This window comes from Pseudomonas sp. LBUM1655 (genome assembly GCF_059716085.1).
Window position 1 is genome coordinate 5,411,565 of the sequence record NZ_CP166801.1, and the last position, 18,417, is coordinate 5,429,981.

Consider the following 18,417-nt stretch of genomic DNA (forward strand, 5'->3'; position numbering starts at 1 on the left):
CCATGCGCTTACCTTTTCGCCTGATCGGCGGTGTGCTGGTCGCCACCCTGCTCACCCAGATCACCGCGTGCGGCTCGATTTTCTACCCGGATCGACGCGGCCAGATCGATGGCAAGATCGACCCGGCGATTGCCGTGCTCGATGCCGTGGGTCTGCTGTTCTACATCGTCCCGGGGCTGATCGCATTTGCAGTCGACTTCGCCACCGGCGCGATTTACTTCGAACCGGGCCACACCGCGCAAGTCGATCCGGCCAAGCTCAAGCAAGCCATCGGCCCGGACGGTCAGGTCGATAACCTGAAGTTGCAGGCTATTCTCGAATCTGAACTGGGCCGCAATCTGCCGCTGGATGACCCGCGCCTGATCCAGCACAAAGGCAGCACCCAACAACTGGCGATGTTCGGCCTGCAACCCGCCGCATAAGGAAACCATGCCCCCATGACCTCCAGCCCCGAACACGCCCGCCTGCTGCGGTTGGCGACCCGCGCCTCGGTGGCGGTGGCCTGTACGCTGATCATTGCCAAAGCCATCGCCTGGTGGCTGAGCGGTTCGGTGAGCATGCTCGCCGGCCTCACCGACTCGGCGCTCGATGGCATTGCTTCGTTGCTCAATCTGCTGGCGGTGCATTACGCGCTGCGCCCGGCGGATGACGATCATCGTTATGGCCACGGCAAAGCGGAATCCCTGGCCGGCATGGCGCAGGCCTTGTTCATCGGCGGGAGTGCGGTGTTGATCGCGTTTCAGGCCTATGAGCGGATCAAGCAACCTGAACCGCTCGGTGCGCCGTGGATCAGCATTGGCGTGATCATTTTCTCCCTGCTGCTGACGGTGGCCTTGCTGATTTTGCAGCACCGGGTAGTCAAGCAGACCGGCTCCAACGCCGTACGCGCCGACTCGCTGCATTACCGCTCTGATCTGCTGCTTAACGGCAGCATTCTGGTGGCGCTGGTGCTGGCCGGGTTCGGCTGGCAACAGTTGGACGCGTGGTTTGGCCTGGGGATTGCCGCGTACATTTTGTGGAGCGCGATCCAGATCGCCCGGGAAAGCTTTTCGGTGCTGATGGATGAGGAGCTGCCACCGGACGTCAGTCAGCACATGCTCGAACTGGCGTGCAGCGTACCGGGTGTGCTGGGCGCACATGACTTGCGCACGCGGATTTCCGGCAACCACTGGTTCGTGCAGCTGCATCTGGAATTGCCGGGGGAATTGACCCTGTCAGTAGCGCACGGCATCAGCGATCAGGCGGCGGATGCCATTCACAAAGCCTACCCACGGGCCGAAGTGCTGGTACACGCCGACCCGCAGGAAGTGGTCAAGGCTGAACGGGCGCAAACCCGGATTCAGTAACTTACCTGATAACCGCGACTGCTCAGGCAATTGCCCTGGGCCTGACGGTAGGCCTGGACCACTTCGGGCGCCGGCTGGTAAGTCGCGGTACGCGGATCGAAACCGCTTTGTTGCACCGCGTACTGATAGCACTGGTAACCGTCCTGTTGCACCTGCTCCGGCGACTGACCGTTGGCCGGGTAAGCCTCGACATCGTAGCCCTGTGATTGCGGCTGCGGCTGTTGCTGCACCGGCGGCTCGACCACCACGTAGTCCTGAGTCGCTTCCTGATAGGCGTAATAGGAACCGGCGGCAAGGAACAGCAACGCGCCACCTACCCACACTTCACGGGCGTAATCCGGCAAGTACTGGGTACGAATCCCGCGCGGTGGCTGCACGACGATGTAGCGCGGGCCTTGCGGGCGATACCAATAGCCGCCAGAGAAGAAGTAATCCTGCCCGCGATACGGCACGCGATAGTCACGATCCGGGAAACGGTCGATCACATGCCCCGGCCGATATTGCGGCCCCGGCCCCCAACCGTTGCCATGCCCGTCCGGACGACCTGGCCAGCGATTGTCGTTAGGCCGGTTGCCGGTCTGCCAATGCTGGTTGTTGTAGCCGTTCTGTGGACGCTCGTCGCGGTAGTAGCCCTGACGCGGTTCCTGGGTCTGGCGCACGGCGTCGGGACGCGGCTGGATCGGCAGACTGTTGGCCGGTAACTGTGGCGGTGGCGGCGGCTGGCGAACCGGGTTGGGATTGTAGGCTGGACGGTTCTGGTCGCGGTTCTGCCACTGGCCATTATCGTTGCGCTGCTGGCCGTTGTGCTCGAACTGGCGACTGTTGTCGCCACGAATGATTTCATTGTTCTGCGGCCGAGGCTGATTGTTACCGCCATGGCCCTGATTGTTGCCCTGATGCTCCGGACTGCGACCATTATTGTCCGGCCCGCGATTCTGCGGCTCATCGGCAAGCGCTTGCGCACTGACACTCACACACAGCAACCCAACACCGGCCAGACGCCAGATGCGCGACTTCATGCTTTTCCTCGCTGCGGCTCAGGGCCTGAAATTAAGAGGGGACTTGTCACTAAGACCGGGAATGTACACACCGGGTTCTGCAACAGGTTATCAGTCACGAGACTTATTTATTGAGGGCTGCACAAAAATCGCAGGCAAGAAAAAGGGAGACCCGTCGGCCTCCCTTCTAGAGAACTTCGTCCTGGCTCGACGCTTTTGACGTCGGCTCACCTCACGCCGTCTTCTGGACAGTGTGCAGCTCGGGGGCCGGCACATCCCCGGTGGGGGTGGCGACCGCGGCGGGCCTGATAGGCGGGCCGCTGTGGACTTTGTTACCGAGCAGTGATTCTGGTAATAAGAATAGGCCTGAGGCCGCGACAGAGGATTGCGAAGATTGCTTAAATAAACACCACTTGCGCAATTTTTAACCCTGGATAGATAATCCGCCGCAATAGTTACAACCAAGGACTGATTGATGAGCAAACTCGACCGTTACGACCTGAGCATTTTGGCGGAATTGCAGCGCGACGCCCGCATCTCCAACCAGGAACTGGCCGAGCGCATCGGTCTGTCACCCTCGCCGTGCTCGCGCCGGGTCAAGCAACTGGAAGACGACGGCTACATCTCGCGTCAGGTGGCGTTGCTGGATCGCAAGATGCTCGGGCTGAGCCTGACCGCTTATGTGCTGATTGGCATGGACCGGCACACACCGGAGCGCTTCGAGAATTTCGAAGCAGCGATTCGTACGTTGCCGCAGGTGTTGGAGTGCAGTCTGGTAACCGGCGTGGACGCTGATTATCAGTTGAAGGTGGTGGTGCCGGACATGGATCACTATCAGAAATTGCTGCTGGGGCATCTGACCCGGATTGATGGGGTGACCAGTGTGCGCTCGAGTTTTGTGCTGAATCAGGTGCTCAACAGCACCGAATTGCCGCTGACCCATTTGCGTAGCTGATTGCTTTCGTGGCGAGGGGATTTATCCCCGATCCAGTGCGCAGCACTGGCAAGATTTTGCAGCGAGGCGGATATTTTTGGGGTCGCTTCGCAACCCGTCGGGGATAAATCCCCTCGCCACAGGGTTCCAGACCAATGACTGCGGCACACCGACGCAGGTCAATGCCCCGCCGTTCGACCTTGGCGTATACTCGCCGCGCCCTTTTAGCCCCATGCGCGCCGGAGAACCCCGATGGATCCTGCACTACTTGAAGAATGGATGATGACTGGCCTGGTCAGCATCCTGATCATTTTCATGGGTTTCATCGTCTGGGATCTGGCGAAAAAATCCAAGGCCGGGCGCTTTGGCTCGCTCATTCTGTTCTTCGTGCTGGGCCTGGGTGTGGCCGCGTTCATCATCAAGAGTGTGGTGATCGGCCTGATCGAGTCCGGCGCTTTATAAGCGCGCCGGCACTTCTTTCCACTGGCCCTGATCTAGACCTTCGATCGTCCAGTCACCAATCCTGACCCGCACCAGCCGCAACGTCGGCAGGCCTACCGCAGCCGTCATGCGTCTCACCTGACGGTTGCGCCCCTCGCGTATCACCAATTCCAGCCAGCTTGTAGGTATGGTCATGCGAAAGCGTACCGGCGGATTACGCGGCCACAACTCAGGCTCCTCCAGTTGCCGAGCTTCGGCGGGCAAGGTCATGCCATCATTCAGTTCGACGCCGTCACGCAAACACTGCAACTGCTCGGCCGTCGGCTCGCCTTCGACTTGCACCCAATAGGTCTTGGCCAATTTGTGCTTGGGGTCGGCAATCCGCGCCTGCAACTGCCCGTCGTTGGTCAGCAGCAACAAACCCTCACTGTCGCGATCCAGGCGTCCGGCCGGATAAATACCGGGCACGTCGATGTAATCCTTGAGCGTCGCCCGCCCTTCGCCGTCGCTGAATTGCGTCAGCACATCGAACGGTTTGTTGAACAGGATCAGTTTCGGCTCAGCCGGCGGCGCCTTGGCAACACGGCGCGGGGAAGAAGACTGAGGCTTCGCGCCGGGGCGGCGGGAAGGTGGACGCGGGGGACGGGACATGGCGAAAAGAACATCTAACGGTCAGGGCTGCCAATGCTAGTAGCCTGACCGTTAAATGACCATCAACAAATCAGCGGAACGGCGGTTCGTCGAAGCTGCGCAGTTTGCGCGAGTGCAGCGAGTTGAGCTCGGTGCGCAGCAGATCCACCGCTTCGATGCCGATCTTCAAATGCTGGCTGACCGCACGCTCGTAGAACGCGTTGGCCGAACCCGGCAGCTTGATTTCGCTGTGCAGCGGCTTGTCCGAAACGCACAGCAACGTGCCGTATGGCACCCGCAGGCGATAACCTTGCGCGGCAATGGTGCCACTTTCCATGTCCACCGCCACGGCGCGGGACAGGTTGATCAACGGACGTTCCTGCGCCCAGCGCAGCTCCCAGTTACGGTCGTCGTAAGTCAGCACGGTGCCGGTGCGCAGGCGTTTTTTGAGGTCGTCGCCCTTCTCACCGGTAATGTTGGCGGCCGCTTGTTGCAGCGCCATCTGCACTTCGGCCAGTGCCGGGATAGGAATGTTCGGCGGCACCACGCGGTCGAGAATCCCGTCGCGACGCATATAGGCGTGGGCCAGCACGTAGTCGCCGATGGTCTGCGACTGACGCAGGCCGCCGCAGTGACCGATCATCAGCCAGCAATGCGGACGCAGCACTGCCAAATGGTCGGTGATGTTCTTGGCGTTGGACGGGCCGACGCCGATGTTCACCAGCGTCACACCATGGCCATCGCTGGCGATCAGGTGATAGGCCGGCATCTGATAACGGTGCCAGACCACACCGGCGGCAATCGCCGACGCTTCGCCGTGATCCATGCCCTTCTCGATGATCACGTTGCCCGGCAGCACCATGCGCACGAAACGGGGATCGCTGCGCAATTGCTCCAGACCATGAACGATGAACTGGTCGACGTAACGGTGATAGTTGGTCAGCAGGATCCACGGCTGCACATGGCGCCAGTCGCTGCCGGTGTAGTGCACCAGACGACGCAGCGAGAAGTCGACCCGCGCGGCATCGAACAGCGCCAGTGGCAGCGGATCGGTGTTTTCCCAATCGTAGAGGCCGTCGGCAATGCCATCGGTGGCGGCGGACAGGTCGGTACTCGGGAAGACGCGCGCCAGCACGGCGGCAGTGACGCCGGAACCGGCCAGCTCATCGCCCTGCTCGACCACGTACGGGTACGGAATATTTTGCTGACTGACGCCGACTTCAACAGTCACGGTGAAGTCGTGCATCAACGGCACCAGCTGTTCCAGCAGGTATTTGCGGAATGCTTTCGGATGGGTGACGGTGACGCTGTAAGTACCCGGCAGTTGCACCTTGGCGTAGGCGCGAGTGGTCTGCGGGACTTCGCCCTGGCAGTGGTAGGTCAGACGCAGTTCGGGATAACGAAACAGGGCACGCTGCCCGGCGTCGGGCTCGACGCGATCCTTGAGGTACCGCTTGAGCGCGGAATTCAGTGCGGTGGTGGCCTGCTCATGCAGCTCGGCCAGACGATCCACGGCTTGTTCGGCGGTTTGAACGACAATAAACGCTTCGGTCACGATCAGCTTCCTGTGTTCTGACTTGCAGAGCTTCATCTTGCCTGCATCGTGGCGCGACGGGAACAGTGGCGTTGTGGCTGCCGCACAATATATGACCCACCCACGCCCCCTGTAGGACTTGTATGGGGTCAGAAGCTTTGCGGGGTCGAGCGGGCAACGATGGCTTCGACATCAAGCCCACGCGGCAACGCACCATACACACGACCGCTACCACTCAACCGACTGGCAATAAACGCATCGCTCACCGCTGAATTCCCCGACTCCAGCAACAGCTTGGCCTGCAAGCCAAGGGCAATGTCCTCGGTCAATTGCCGTGCCCGATACTGAATATCGCCGGTGTCTTTGAACTGCGCCTGCAACTGCTGGATATGCGCGGCCAAGCGTTTATCGCCATGGCCGTCACCCAGTTCACTGAACAGCACGTCCAGTACACCCGGCTCTTTCGACAACGCGCGCAACACGTCAAGGCACTGCACGTTGCCCGAGCCTTCCCACGTCGAGTTGACCGGCGCCTCGCGGTACAGACGCGGCAGGATGCTGTCCTCGACATACCCGGCGCCGCCCATGCATTCCGCCGCTTCATTGATCATTGCCGGCGCGCGTTTGCAGATCCAGTATTTGCCCACCGCCGTCACCAACCGGGCGAACTGCGCTTCGTGGCGATCGTCCAAATGATCCAGCGCCTTGCCCATGCGCAGGCTCAGGGCCAGCGCGGCTTCGCTTTCCAGCGCCAGATCGGCCAGCACGTTCTGCATCAACGGTTGTTCGCTGAGCAACTTGCCGCCGACCTTGCGGTGCGCGCAGTGGTGGCTGGCCTGGGTCAACGCCTGACGCATCAGCGAACTGGAGCCGACCATGCAATCGAAACGGGTCATCGCCACCATCTCGATGATGGTCGGCACGCCACGCCCCTCTTCGCCGACCATCCACGCCAGCGCCCCGCGAAATTCCACTTCGCTGGAGGCGTTGGACTGGTTGCCGAGTTTGTTTTTCAGGCGTTGGATGTAGAACTGATTGCGCGTGTCGTCCGGGCGATGGCGCGGCAGCAGGAAACAGGTCAGGCCCTTGTCGGTCTGCGCCAGCGTGAGAAACGCATCGCACATCGGCGCCGAACAGAACCACTTGTGCCCGACCAGTTCATAAGCCTGGCCCGGACCGCTGGCGCCGACCGGATAGGCCTTGGTGGTGTTGGCGCGCACGTCGGTGCCGCCCTGTTTCTCGGTCATGGCCATACCGATGGTGACGCCAGCCTTGTGCGCAATGCCGACATTGCGCGGGTCGTATTCGGTGGCGAGGACTTTAGGCAACCATTGCTCGGCCAGATCAGGTTGCAAGCGCAGCGCCGGGACGCTGGCGAAGGTCATGGTCAGCGGGCAACCGCTACCGGCCTCGGCCTGGCTGTGCAGATAGGTCATGGAAGCACGGGCGACATGCGCGCCGTCATGCGGTTGCGCCCAAGGCAGCGAGGTCAGGCCATGCTCGACTGCCGTGCGCATCAGTTGGTGATAAGCAGGATGAAATTCCACCAGATCGATGCGATGACCGTAGCGGTCATGGCTGGCAAACACCGGTTTGTTCTGATTGGCGAGGAACCCGGCCTCCATCAACGGCCCGCCGGCCAGTGCGCCATAGGCATCAATCCGCGACTCGGCCCAACCGGCGCCGAACCTGCGCGACCACTCCTGCAACGGCAGGTCGATGCGATAGAGGTTGGTGCCGTCCAGCGACGGCGGCTGGTTGGTGACCTCGTGGGTTTCGGCAAACTGATGCAGGTTCATGACGGGTTCCTTTTTCAGCGAGAAGGTCAGTTAAGCACCGCCCAAACGCCGAACAAAGTGTCATATCCGCCGAATTTGCGGCGCTTTTACCCTATCAACAGCAGAGCACCCGTCGCTCCAGCGCAGACTGCAAATCTTCGAATTTCACCGGTTTGTTCAGGTAGTCGATCACTGCATCCGTGGCGCAAACCTCGCGATCCGCGCTCAACGCCAGCATGAACACCGGCAAGTGGGCGCACCCCGGCAAGGCGTGGATCTGACAGCACAGCGACGCGCCGTCATGGGCGGGCAACTGGCAATCGATCAAGACCGCATCAACAATTTCGCGCTGCAGGCAATCGAGCGCCGCTGCACCGTTTTCAGCGGTACGCACGCGGAAACCGAGTTTGAGCAGCATGCCGCGCATGACCAGTTGATTGACGGTGTTGTTGTCGACCAATAGCACCGTGCAGTCCTGCGGGGCACGGACGCAATCGCGCACATTCGCAGGGGGCGGCGCCGGCTCGACCACCGGCAATTCGAACTCCACGTCCAGCTGAAAGCGACTGCCACTTCCGGGTTCAGAGCGATGGGTGAGCTTACCGCCAAGCAGTTCGACCAGTTGTCGGCAGATCGCCAGCCCTACTCCCAATCCACCGTACTCACGGGTCATCGAACCGTCGAGCTGGAAGAAGCGCTGGTACATCGTCGCCTCACCCAGATCGGTAAAACCGATGCCGGTGTCGATCACAGCAAATGACAGCGCCAATCGATTGTCCGTCGACGGCTTGCCGGTGACCCGCAGCGCCAGCCCACCGACACGGGTGAACTTGATCGCGTTATCCAGCAGGCATTCCAGGCATTGCGCCAGTTTCGCGCTGTCACCGTGCAGGCGATCCGGCAGAGTCGGCAGCACGTCGACCTTGAAGTCCAGCGACTTGCTTGCCGCGTTGCCTTCGAACTGAGCGCGCAACCCTTCAACCACACCCCGCAGGCTGAAACTGCCCGACGTCGCCTTGAGCCTGCCGGCCTGCAATTCGGTGAGGGTGAGGATGCCGTTGACCATGCGCATCATGTCCCGGGCGGAACCGGCGGCGGTCTGGTGATATTGCTCAAGCTCGGGATCCAGATCGACGGTCTGCATCAGTTCCAGCGAACCGATCACACCGTTCATCGGCGTGCGCAGTTCGTGGGTCAGGGTCGCGAGGAATTCGTCCTTGAGCTTGTTGCTGTGGGCCAGTTGCTGGTTGAGCACTTCAAGTTTCTGCCCGGCATCAAACAGCGTCTGCGCCTGCTGCTCGCGCATCGCGTTGATGCGGTCAGCCAAGGCCAGCGACAACAAAGCCACTTCGATCGCCGAACCGATCTGGCTGGCGTACATCGTCAGGAACACGTTTGGCAGCAGGCCCAACACCATCAGCGTATTGATGACGCCGCCGAGCAGGAACGCCGACCATGCAATGATGAAATAGCGCGCCACGCGCAGGCCGCGCCACCAGGCGAGAATCCCCGCCGCAAAAATCACCACAGTGAAGGTCAGCGCCAGCGTCGTCGCCAGGCGCAGGGCCAGGGCGTAACTGGTCATCAGCGACAAACCGACTACCAACGCACCGAATGCAATCAGGGCGATCAGCAAACGGTCGAGCCAGCGGCTGTGGGTCTTGGTCTGCAAGAAGCTGCGGGCGAACTGGCTACCGAACAGGCCCGCGCAACCGATGAAGAACGGCGTTGCCGCGTTGGCCCACCACGGATTGTCCGGCCAGAAATACTCGACCGCCGCGCCGTTAACCGACAGTTGATAGAGGCCGAACGAGCCAATGTAGAAGATGTAATAGAGGTAGCTGGTGTCGCGCACGCTAAGGAAGATGAACAGGTTGTAAACCAGCATCCCCAGCAGCACGCCATAAATGATGCCCAGCACATACAGGCGCACTGGCTGATCTTCGAGATACGCAGTGCTCGACCACAACGTCACCGGCGCCTGGATCGAGCCTTCGCTGGCCAGTCGCAAGTAAAGGGTTTGTTGTTGATCCGGTTTGACGGCCAGGTTGAACAGGTAATTGTTCTGGCGGATCTCGCGACTGGCGAACGGCAAGGCGTCGCCGGTTTGCCGGATCAGGCGATAGTCGCCATTGGCATCGGCCATATAAAGGTCGAGATGATCGAGCGGTGGATAAGCCAGTTCCAGCAGCCAGGAGCGCTGTGCAGCGGGATTGCTCGGACGGTAATGCAGATCGATCTTCAGCCAGAACGCCGAACGCGAGTAACCGGCATTGAGCGTGGCTTTATCGTGGGCTTTGAAATTGCCGGCGGCGGCCTGCGCGCGGACGTCGGCAATATTCGCCTGACCGCTCGGGTCTTCGAACACTTGCAGCGACCGGCCCAGAGGGAGGCTCTGGGTGAATTCGTCGAATTCGACGGCGCTCGCCATGAGGGGCAAGCAGAACAACAACATCAGCAAATAGCGCATTGAAGCCCCAGCGTGGCTCGTCCGGTTGTGTCAGGAAGCCCCCCCATTCCCTTTGAGTAGACGTAAAACCGGTATTACCTGTTATTGGTTTGGATCCAGACTAGCATAGCCGTTGATGGCCATTGAGCACCATCGAAATTTTTCCTACAAAGGCTCTAGAACGGGCGTTTCAGAGCAAAGTACCGAGCTAGAGCTGTTGAGTTGGTCAGGTTGTGACAAACCGGTCAGCATTCTCTGACCGGGTTATCCGCCAGGCACAACGGCACTGAACCGAAAAATCAGGTTTGGTGGTAAGCTCGCGCACCATGAATATCTACAGCTCCCGCCCCGTTGTCCTCTGTCTCTCCGGCCACGACCCCAGTGGTGGCGCCGGCTTGCAGGCAGATATAGAAGCCTTGCTCGCGCAGGGTTGCCATGCGGCTCCGGCCGTCACCGCCCTGACCGTGCAAGACACCGTCAACGTCACTGATTTCCGCGTCCTCGACCGTGAGTGGGTATTGGCTCAGGCCAATGCCGTGCTCAACGACTCCGAAGTCGCGGCGGTCAAACTGGGCATGCTCGGTTCGCTGGAAATGGTCGACACCGTTGTCGAACTGCTTTCGGCGCACCCGCATTTGCCAGTGGTCTGCGACCCGGTGCTGCGCGCCGGCGGCGGCGGACGCCTGGGCAAGGACGAAGTCGGCTATGCGATGCGTGAGCGTCTGCTACCGCTATCAATCATTGCCACCCCCAACCTTCCCGAAGCCCGCATCCTCGCCGAACTGCCCGAAGGCACAGCGGACGAGTGCGCTGAAAAACTTTTGCCGTTCGTCAAAAACCTGCTGATCACCGGCGGTCATGGCGACGAAACTGAAATCCACAACCGCCTGTACAGCCGCGACGGCCTGCGTGAAACCTTCTATTGCCAGCGTTTGCCGGGCAGTTATCACGGCTCCGGTTGCACCTTGGCCAGCGCTTTGGCTGGCCGACTGGCCCAAGGCGAGAATCTCGCCAGCGCGGTACGCAGTGCATTGGATTACACCTGGCGCACCCTGCGCGATGCCGAACAACTGGGCAAAGGCCAGTTTGTGCCGCGTCGCCTGCCGCTGGATTTCTGCTCGTAACGTCGTGAGGTCTGCCTGATGAAACTACGTGGCCTGTACGCCATCACCGACAGCCAGTTGCTGGCCGGCAAATTCCTCTCGTACGTGGAGGCGGCGCTGGAAGGCGGCGTCACCCTGCTGCAATACCGCGACAAGAGCAGCGACGAGGCCCGGCGTCTGCGCGAGGCCGAAGCGCTGCGCGATTTGTGTGCGCGCTACAAGACGCAGTTGATCATCAACGATGACGCCGAACTGGCTGCACGCCTCAACGTCGGCGTGCATCTGGGCCAGACCGACGGCCCGCTGTCGCCGACCCGCGCCCTGCTCGGCTCGAAAGCGATCATAGGCTCGACCTGCCACGCGCAGATCGAACTGGCCGAACAAGCTGCCAGAGAAGGTGCGAGCTACGTCGCCTTCGGTCGCTTCTTCAACTCCAACACCAAACCCGGCGCGCCGACCTGCAGCCTCGACCTGCTCGACGAAGCCCGCCGCAAGCTGCATTTGCCGATCTGCGCGATCGGCGGCATCACCCTCGACAACGCCGCGCCGTTGGTGGCCCATGGTGTCGACCTGCTGGCCGTCGTCCACGGCCTGTTCGGCGCTGAAAGCACCGCCGAAGTGACCCGCCGCGCCCGCGCCTTCAACGAATTACTGAAAGTCTGATTTGAGAGCCCGATCATGTCTCGTTCCGAAACCCTGTTTGCCAATGCCCAGAAACACATCCCCGGTGGCGTGAACTCGCCGGTTCGCGCGTTCAAGAGCGTTGGCGGCACGCCGCTGTTCTTCAAACACGCCGAAGGCGCCTACGTCACCGACGAAGACGACAAGCGTTATGTCGATTACGTGGGTTCGTGGGGGCCGATGATCCTTGGCCACAGCCACCCGGACGTTCTGGACGCAGTGCGCAATCAACTGCAACACGGCTTGTCTTACGGCGCGCCGACCGCGATGGAAACCGAGATGGCCGATCTGGTCTGCTCGCTGGTGCCATCGATGGACATGGTGCGCATGGTCAGCTCCGGCACCGAAGCGACCATGAGCGCGATCCGTCTGGCCCGCGGTTACACCGGTCGTGACAGCATCATCAAGTTCGAAGGCTGCTACCACGGCCACTCCGACAGCCTGCTGGTCAAGGCCGGTTCCGGCGCACTGACCCAAGGCGTACCGAGTTCGGCTGGCGTGCCAGCGGCGTTTGCCAAACACACCCTGACCCTGCCGTTCAACGACATCGACGCGGTGGAAACAATGCTCGCCGAAGTCGGCCGGGACGTCGCCTGCATCATCGTCGAGCCAGTGGCCGGCAACATGAACTGCGTACCGCCGGCACCGGGTTTCCTTGAAGGCCTGCGCACACTCTGCGACAAGCACGGCGTGGTGCTGATTTTCGACGAAGTGATGACCGGTTTCCGCGTCGCCCTCGGCGGCGCTCAGGCCTACTACGGCGTGACCCCGGACCTGACCACGTTCGGCAAGATCATTGGCGGCGGCATGCCGGTCGGCTGCTTCGGTGGCAAGCGTGAAATCATGGAGCGCATCGCGCCGCTGGGCCCGGTGTATCAGGCGGGCACCTTGTCGGGTAACCCGTTGGCCATGGCCGCCGGCCTGACCACTCTGCGCCTGATCAGCCGTCCGGGTTTCCACGACGAACTAACCGACTACACCACACGCCTGCTCGACGGTCTGCAACAGCGCGCCGATGCCGCGGGGATTCCATTCGTGACCACGCAGGCAGGCGGCATGTTCGGCCTGTACTTCAGCGGCGCTGACGACATCGTCACTTTTGAAGACGTGATGGCCAGCGACGCAGCGCTTTTCGGTCGCTTCTTCCACCTGATGCTGGAAGGTGGCGTGTACCTGGCGCCGAGCGCATTCGAAGCCGGTTTCACCTCGATCGCACATGGCGAAGCCGAGTTGAAACTGACCCTGGACGCTGCCGAACGCGCCTTCGCTGCATTGAAGTAATAGCCGCACCGCTGACGTTGGCTATCGCCGACGTCAGCTTTCACCTACATCCACCCGGTTTTTCCGACGCACCTGCCAGAATTCACCCGTAAAGTGGGCGATATATTCCCCGCGCAGCAGAAAAACGAGTAAAGACTTTGTAAGGTTGGCCCTGCTTATTTCATAATGCGCGCTTATTGGATCCCTCGATGGGTCCGCGTGCCCTTCAGAGGTAAGTCGATTCCCATGAACCGCACCGGCCGCACCCTTGCCTTGGGCTGCCTGTTGCTCCTTCAGCCCCTGCTCGCGCATGCACAAGCAGGCGGCAACTCGTTGTTGATCCCGGCGATGGGTCGTTGCACCCTCAATACTCAGCCGCAAGACGTCACGCAGGCACTGGCCGCCTGCCAGAAAGCGGCGGACGAAGGGGATGCGCAAGCGCAATACGAGTTGGGTGAGTTCTACTACGACGGCAAGAATGCGCCGCGCGACCTCAATCAAGCCCTGAGCTATTTCGAAAAAGCCTCGTTGCAAGGCCACGCTCAGGCGCAATTCAAGCTCGGCACCATGTTCTTCCACGGTGAAGGCGTACAGGCCAACAATATTCAGGCGTACATCGTGCTGAAGATGGCGGCGGTCAACGGCGCCGAAGAGGCACTGGACACGGCCGACGAAGTCTCCGAAAAAATGTCCCGCGAAGATCTCGAAACCGCTACGCAGGTGCTCGGGCAAATTTTCCGTAAATACCTGATGGAACTGCAGAGCGCCGATGGGCGCACGCCGTTTTCGCCATTGCCTTAAGGGCTGTGGTGATTAACTTGTGGTGAGGGGATTTATCCCCGATCGGCTGCGAAGCAGTCGCAAGTCCATTCGGCAAGGCGTGTCAGAAAGAACCGGATTGCGGGGTTTGGGGCTGCTTCGCAACCCATCGGGGATAAATCCCCTCGCCACAAACTCATTCCAATCCAGAATCTGCTGTTACTTCTCAGGCATCGGCATCGGAAACGGCATCACATTGCCGACCGCGCCGCGGGCTTCGCTGATTTTCGGCGTGCCCAGACGCTCGACCTCGTCGATACGCACGATCGAATGCATCGGCACAAAGCTGCGCACCACGCCTTCAAACTGCGCCTTGAGCTTTTCTTCGCTCGGATCGACGACCACTTGCGTGCGCTCGCCAAAGACGAACTCTTCCACTTCCAGAAAGCCCCACAGATCACTTTGATAGATCTGCTTGGCGTACATTTCGAACACCTGGCCCTGGTTGAGGAAAATCACCTTGTAGATTGGAGCTTCGCGTTTGGTCATGGCGGGCGGACAACATCGGGGATAAAAATGAGGGCGCGAACTATAGCATAGCCACTGGACGCACAGCGGTAGGAACCTGAGGGCATGTTCCCTATAATGCGCGGTTCTTTGAATCACGTGACGACCAAAATCCATGGCCAAGAAGCTTTACATCGAAACCCACGGTTGCCAGATGAACGAGTACGACAGCTCGCGCATGGTCGATCTGCTGGGCGAACATCAGGCCCTGGAAGTCACCGCTCGCGCGGAAGACGCCGACGTGATTCTGCTCAACACCTGCTCAATCCGCGAGCGCGCCCAGGATCGGGTGTACTCGCAGCTCGGCCGTTGGCGCGAACTGAAGCTGGCCAACCCGGAGATGGTGATCGCCGTCGGCGGTTGCGTGGCAAGCCAGGAAGGCGCGGCGATCCGCGATCGCGCCCCGTATGTCGACGTCGTTTTCGGCCCGCAAACGCTGCACCGCCTGCCAGAGATGATCGACGCCGCACGCAGCACCAAGCTGCCGCAAGTCGACGTCTCGTTCCCGGAAATCGAAAAATTCGACCACCTGCCCGAGCCGCGTATCGACGGCCCGAGCGCTTACGTGTCGGTGATGGAAGGCTGCAGCAAGTACTGCACGTTCTGCGTGGTGCCCTACACCCGTGGCGAAGAAGTCAGCCGGCCGTTCGACGACGTGATCGCCGAGATCATCCACCTTGCCGAAAACGGCGTGCGTGAAGTGACCTTGCTGGGGCAGAACGTCAACGGCTATCGCGGCACCACCCATGATGGTCGCCTGGCGGATCTCGCCGAGCTGATCCGCGTGGTCGCCGCCGTCGATGGCATCGACCGCATTCGCTACACCACCTCGCACCCGCTGGAGTTCTCCGACAGCCTGATCCAGGCCCACGCCGACGTGCCGGAACTGGTCAAACACCTGCATTTGCCGGTGCAATCGGGTTCGGACCGGATTCTGGCGGCGATGAAGCGTAACCACACGGCGCTGGAGTACAAATCCAAGCTGCGCAAACTGCGCGCGGCGGTACCGGGGATCTGCATCAGCTCGGATTTCATCGTCGGTTTCCCCGGCGAAACCGAGAAAGATTTCGAACAGACCATGAAGCTGATTGCCGACGTTGGTTTCGACTTTTCCTACTCGTTCGTCTACAGCCAGCGCCCGGGCACACCGGCCGCTGATCTGGCGGATGACACCCCGGAAGAGCTGAAAAAGGAACGTCTGAACGCGCTGCAACACCGCTTGAATCAGCAAGGTTTCGAGATCAGCCGACAAATGGTCGGTTCGATCCAGCGGATTCTGGTGACCGATTATTCGAAGAAGGACCCGGGCGAGCTGCAAGGGCGCACCGAGAATAATCGTATCGTCAACTTCCGCTGCGACAATCCAACCTTGATCGGCCAGTTCGCCGACGTGCATATCGACGCGGCGCAACCGCATTCGCTGCGTGGCTCACTGATTCAGTAACACTGCATTGCCCCTGTAGGAGCGAGCCTGCTCGCGCCTACAGGGACAGCGCCAGACCCGGGAATCGCGTTGCGATATTTAAGAGCTTTCGCACCCACGCCTCTGGCGTTATCCTTGATTTCATCTTAATTGCCCCAGGGCGGCTAAATACGACCTTGAACGCACCCATAGAACCACATCGTTTTATCCTCGAGCCCTTTGAGGCTCGCCGCTTCGCCAATCTGTGCGGGCAATTCGACGAGCATTTGCGCTTGATCGAACAGCGCCTGACCATCGAGATCCGCAACCGCGGAAACCAGTTCGAACTGATCGGCGACCCCAAGCACACCACTTCTGCGGAAAACCTGCTGCGCCGCCTGTACCGGGAAACCAAGGGTACCGAGCTGTCGCCTGACATGGTGCACCTGTTCCTCCAGGAATCGGCCGTCGTAGAACTGGACAACCACGCCCCCGCCGAAGCCTCCGTCGCCCTGCGCACCAAGAAAGGCATGATTCGCCCACGCGGCTTGAATCAACTGCGCTATGTGAAGGAAATCCTCGGCAACGACATCAACTTTGGCATCGGCCCGGCCGGTACCGGCAAGACCTACTTGGCCGTGGCCTGCGCGGTTGATGCACTGGAGCGCGAGCAAATCCGCCGCATCCTGCTGGTGCGTCCGGCAGTTGAGGCGGGCGAAAAACTCGGCTTCCTGCCCGGCGACCTGTCGCAGAAGATCGACCCGTACCTGCGCCCGCTCTACGACGCGCTCTACGAGATGCTCGGCTTCGAATACGTGGCCAAGCTGATTGAGCGTCAGGTGATCGAAGTTGCACCGCTGGCTTACATGCGTGGCCGTACACTGAACAACAGCTTCATCATCCTCGACGAAAGCCAGAACACCACCGTCGAACAGATGAAGATGTTCCTGACGCGGATCGGCTTCGGCTCAACTGCGGTCATCACCGGCGACATTACTCAGGTCGACTTGCCGAAAGGCACCAAGTCCGGTCTGCACCACGTTATCGAGGTGCTGAAAGACGTACCGGGCATCAGCTTCACTCACTTCCAGCCTAAAGACGTCGTGCGCCATCCTTTGGTACAGCGGATCGTCGAAGCCTACGAGCGCTTCGAAAACCGTGACGAAGCACCCAAGGAAACCTCGCGAAATGCTTGAGCTAGACCTGCAAATCGCGACTGACGCGAGCGCGCCGAGTGAGGCCGATTTCCGCCTGTGGTGCGAACTGGCCCTGCGCCAGCGCACCGCTGACTCGGAAATGACCATTCGTCTGGTCGACGAGGAAGAAGGCCGCGAACTCAATCACACCTGGCGCCACAAGGACTACGCGACCAACGTCCTGTCGTTCCCCGCCGAAGTGCCCGACGAGTTTCTCGATATCCCGCTACTGGGCGATCTGGTGATCTGCGTGGCCGTGGTCGAGCGCGAAGCTGCTGAACAAGGCAAGGAACTAAAGGCCCACTGGGCACATCTGGTCATTCACGGCTGCTTGCATCTGCTCGGTTACGACCATATAGATGACGAAGAAGCCGAAGAAATGGAAGCACTGGAACGCGAGTTGCTTGCTGAACTGGGCTATCCCGATCCGTACGCGGACGACGAAACCGAACCATTCCCTATCGTTACAACAAAGGATTCAGAGTAATCGCTATGAGCGAAGATCGATCGAGCAACGGGCAGAAGTCTTGGCTGGGTAAACTGACCCAGGCTTTTGCCCACGAGCCGAAGAACCGTCAGGAGCTGCTTGAGCTGCTGCGCGATGCACATCAAAACAAGCTGCTGGACAGCGAAGCGCTGGCCATCGTCGAAGGCGCCATTCAGGTAGCTGACCTGCAAGTACGCGACATCATGGTGCCGCGCTCGCAGATGATCAGCATCAAGGCGACCCAGACACCCCGTGAATTCCTCCCCGCCGTGGTCGACTCGGCCCACTCGCGCTACCCGGTCATCGGCGAAAGCCATGACGACGTGATGGGCGTGCTGCTGGCCAAGGATCTGCTGCCGCTGATCCTCAAGGAGAACGGCGACAGCTTCAACATCAAGGACCTGCTGCGCCCGGCCACGTTCGTGCCGGAGTCCAAGCGTCTGAACGTGTTGCTGCGTGAATTCCGCGCCAACCACAACCACATGGCCATCGTCATTGACGAATACGGCGGCGTGGCGGGTCTGGTGACCATCGAAGACGTGCTGGAACAAATCGTCGGCGACATCGAAGACGAGCACGACGTCGAAGAAGACAGCTACATCAAGCCGCTGCCCAGCGGTGACTTCCTGATCAAGGCCCTGACGCCGATTGAGAACTTCAACGAGTTCTTCGACAGCGAGTTCTCCGATGATGAATTCGACACCGTCGGCGGCCTGGTGATGAGCGCGTTCGGGCACTTGCCAAAACGTAACGAAATCACTGAAATCGGCGCCTATCGTTTCCGCATTCTGAACGCCGACAGCCGTCGGATTCACTTGCTGCGACTTTCGCCAATCGCTCGGTAATCATTAA

Annotated in this window: 18 protein-coding genes; 12 read left to right on the plus strand and 6 right to left on the minus strand. The window is 60.5% G+C overall.

Annotated features, from left to right (window positions below; translation table 11 throughout):
• Positions 1-2 precede the first annotated feature (2 nt).
• Positions 3-422 (plus strand): periplasmic Zn2+ metallochaperone PmcY, encoded by a 420-nt coding sequence (gene pmcY / locus ACA074_RS24280; protein WP_187680958.1) that lies wholly within the window; start codon positions 3-5, stop codon positions 420-422.
• Positions 423-437: 15 nt separating this feature from the next.
• Positions 438-1,346, plus strand: a complete 909-nt coding sequence (locus tag ACA074_RS24285; RefSeq protein ID WP_187680959.1) for a cation diffusion facilitator family transporter — start codon at positions 438-440, stop codon at positions 1,344-1,346.
• Here the strand turns inward: ACA074_RS24285 and ACA074_RS24290 are convergent.
• Positions 1,340-2,365, minus strand: coding sequence for a DUF6515 family protein (locus ACA074_RS24290; protein ID WP_497677940.1), 1,026 nt, complete (start codon positions 2,363-2,365; stop codon positions 1,340-1,342). The two genes, ACA074_RS24285 and ACA074_RS24290, sit on opposite strands and share 7 nt — an antisense overlap.
• A 454-nt stretch (positions 2,366-2,819) precedes the next feature.
• On the opposite strand from ACA074_RS24290, the gene ACA074_RS24295 reads away from it, so the two are divergent.
• Both ACA074_RS24295 and ACA074_RS24300 read left to right on the plus strand, forming a co-directional pair.
• The gene (locus ACA074_RS24295) at positions 2,820-3,299 is read left to right on the plus strand and encodes an Lrp/AsnC family transcriptional regulator (protein ID WP_042561225.1); all 480 of its coding nucleotides are present in this window, start codon (positions 2,820-2,822) and stop codon (positions 3,297-3,299) included.
• 231 nt (positions 3,300-3,530) lie between these two features.
• Positions 3,531-3,740, plus strand: a complete 210-nt coding sequence (locus ACA074_RS24300) for a DUF2788 domain-containing protein (RefSeq protein WP_042561226.1) — start codon at positions 3,531-3,533, stop codon at positions 3,738-3,740.
• On the opposite strand, the gene ACA074_RS24305 is transcribed toward ACA074_RS24300, so the two are convergent.
• The 4 genes from ACA074_RS24305 to ACA074_RS24320 form a co-directional block, all read right to left on the minus strand.
• Positions 3,735-4,370: a pseudouridine synthase gene (locus tag ACA074_RS24305; RefSeq protein ID WP_305439951.1), complete on the minus strand. Its 636-nt coding sequence runs from the start codon at positions 4,368-4,370 to the stop codon at positions 3,735-3,737. The two genes, ACA074_RS24300 and ACA074_RS24305, sit on opposite strands and share 6 nt — an antisense overlap.
• 70 nt (positions 4,371-4,440) lie before the next feature.
• On the minus strand, positions 4,441-5,940 hold the full coding sequence (amn, locus tag ACA074_RS24310; RefSeq protein WP_187680961.1) for an AMP nucleosidase: 1,500 nt from the start codon (positions 5,938-5,940) through the stop codon (positions 4,441-4,443).
• Positions 5,941-6,032: 92 nt separating this feature from the next.
• Positions 6,033-7,682 (minus strand): acyl-CoA dehydrogenase family protein, encoded by a 1,650-nt coding sequence (locus tag ACA074_RS24315; RefSeq protein WP_497677941.1) that lies wholly within the window; start codon positions 7,680-7,682, stop codon positions 6,033-6,035.
• Between the two features lie 94 nt (positions 7,683-7,776).
• Positions 7,777-10,131: a 7TM diverse intracellular signaling domain-containing protein gene (locus ACA074_RS24320; protein WP_497677942.1), complete on the minus strand. Its 2,355-nt coding sequence runs from the start codon at positions 10,129-10,131 to the stop codon at positions 7,777-7,779.
• Between the two features lie 305 nt (positions 10,132-10,436).
• On the opposite strand from ACA074_RS24320, the gene ACA074_RS24325 reads away from it, so the two are divergent.
• The 4 genes from ACA074_RS24325 to ACA074_RS24340 all read left to right on the plus strand — a co-directional run bounded on the left by ACA074_RS24325 (position 10,437) and on the right by ACA074_RS24340 (position 13,955).
• Positions 10,437-11,234, plus strand: coding sequence for a hydroxymethylpyrimidine/phosphomethylpyrimidine kinase (locus ACA074_RS24325; RefSeq protein WP_047303578.1), 798 nt, complete (start codon positions 10,437-10,439; stop codon positions 11,232-11,234).
• Positions 11,235-11,252: 18 nt separating this feature from the next.
• Positions 11,253-11,876, plus strand: coding sequence for a thiamine phosphate synthase (thiE, locus tag ACA074_RS24330; protein WP_401267344.1), 624 nt, complete (start codon positions 11,253-11,255; stop codon positions 11,874-11,876).
• Between the two features lie 15 nt (positions 11,877-11,891).
• Positions 11,892-13,175, plus strand: a complete 1,284-nt coding sequence (gene hemL / locus ACA074_RS24335) for a glutamate-1-semialdehyde 2,1-aminomutase (RefSeq protein WP_187678835.1) — start codon at positions 11,892-11,894, stop codon at positions 13,173-13,175.
• Between the two features lie 225 nt (positions 13,176-13,400).
• The gene (locus ACA074_RS24340; RefSeq protein ID WP_042561233.1) at positions 13,401-13,955 is read left to right on the plus strand and encodes a tetratricopeptide repeat protein; all 555 of its coding nucleotides are present in this window, start codon (positions 13,401-13,403) and stop codon (positions 13,953-13,955) included.
• A 177-nt stretch (positions 13,956-14,132) separates the two neighbouring features.
• Here ACA074_RS24340 and ACA074_RS24345 read toward each other — a convergent pair whose 3' ends face one another.
• Positions 14,133-14,462, minus strand: coding sequence for a DUF1820 family protein (locus ACA074_RS24345; RefSeq protein WP_003185742.1), 330 nt, complete (start codon positions 14,460-14,462; stop codon positions 14,133-14,135).
• A gap of 133 nt (positions 14,463-14,595) precedes the next feature.
• Here ACA074_RS24345 and miaB point away from each other — a divergent pair, with 133 nt between their 5' ends.
• From miaB to ACA074_RS24365, 4 genes are all read left to right on the plus strand, one after another.
• Positions 14,596-15,924 carry a tRNA (N6-isopentenyl adenosine(37)-C2)-methylthiotransferase MiaB gene (miaB, locus tag ACA074_RS24350; RefSeq protein WP_095190302.1) on the plus strand — a complete coding sequence of 443 codons (1,329 nt, stop codon included), beginning with the start codon at positions 14,596-14,598 and terminating at the stop codon, positions 15,922-15,924.
• Between the two features lie 155 nt (positions 15,925-16,079).
• Positions 16,080-17,078, plus strand: a complete 999-nt coding sequence (locus ACA074_RS24355; RefSeq protein WP_221730176.1) for a PhoH family protein — start codon at positions 16,080-16,082, stop codon at positions 17,076-17,078.
• Positions 17,071-17,565: an rRNA maturation RNase YbeY gene (ybeY, locus tag ACA074_RS24360; protein ID WP_401267347.1), complete on the plus strand. Its 495-nt coding sequence runs from the start codon at positions 17,071-17,073 to the stop codon at positions 17,563-17,565. Before ACA074_RS24355 ends, ybeY begins: the two co-directional genes overlap by 8 nt.
• Positions 17,566-17,570: 5 nt before the next feature.
• The gene (locus ACA074_RS24365; protein ID WP_187678832.1) at positions 17,571-18,410 is read left to right on the plus strand and encodes a CorC family transporter; all 840 of its coding nucleotides are present in this window, start codon (positions 17,571-17,573) and stop codon (positions 18,408-18,410) included.
• Positions 18,411-18,417: the final 7 nt, after the last annotated feature.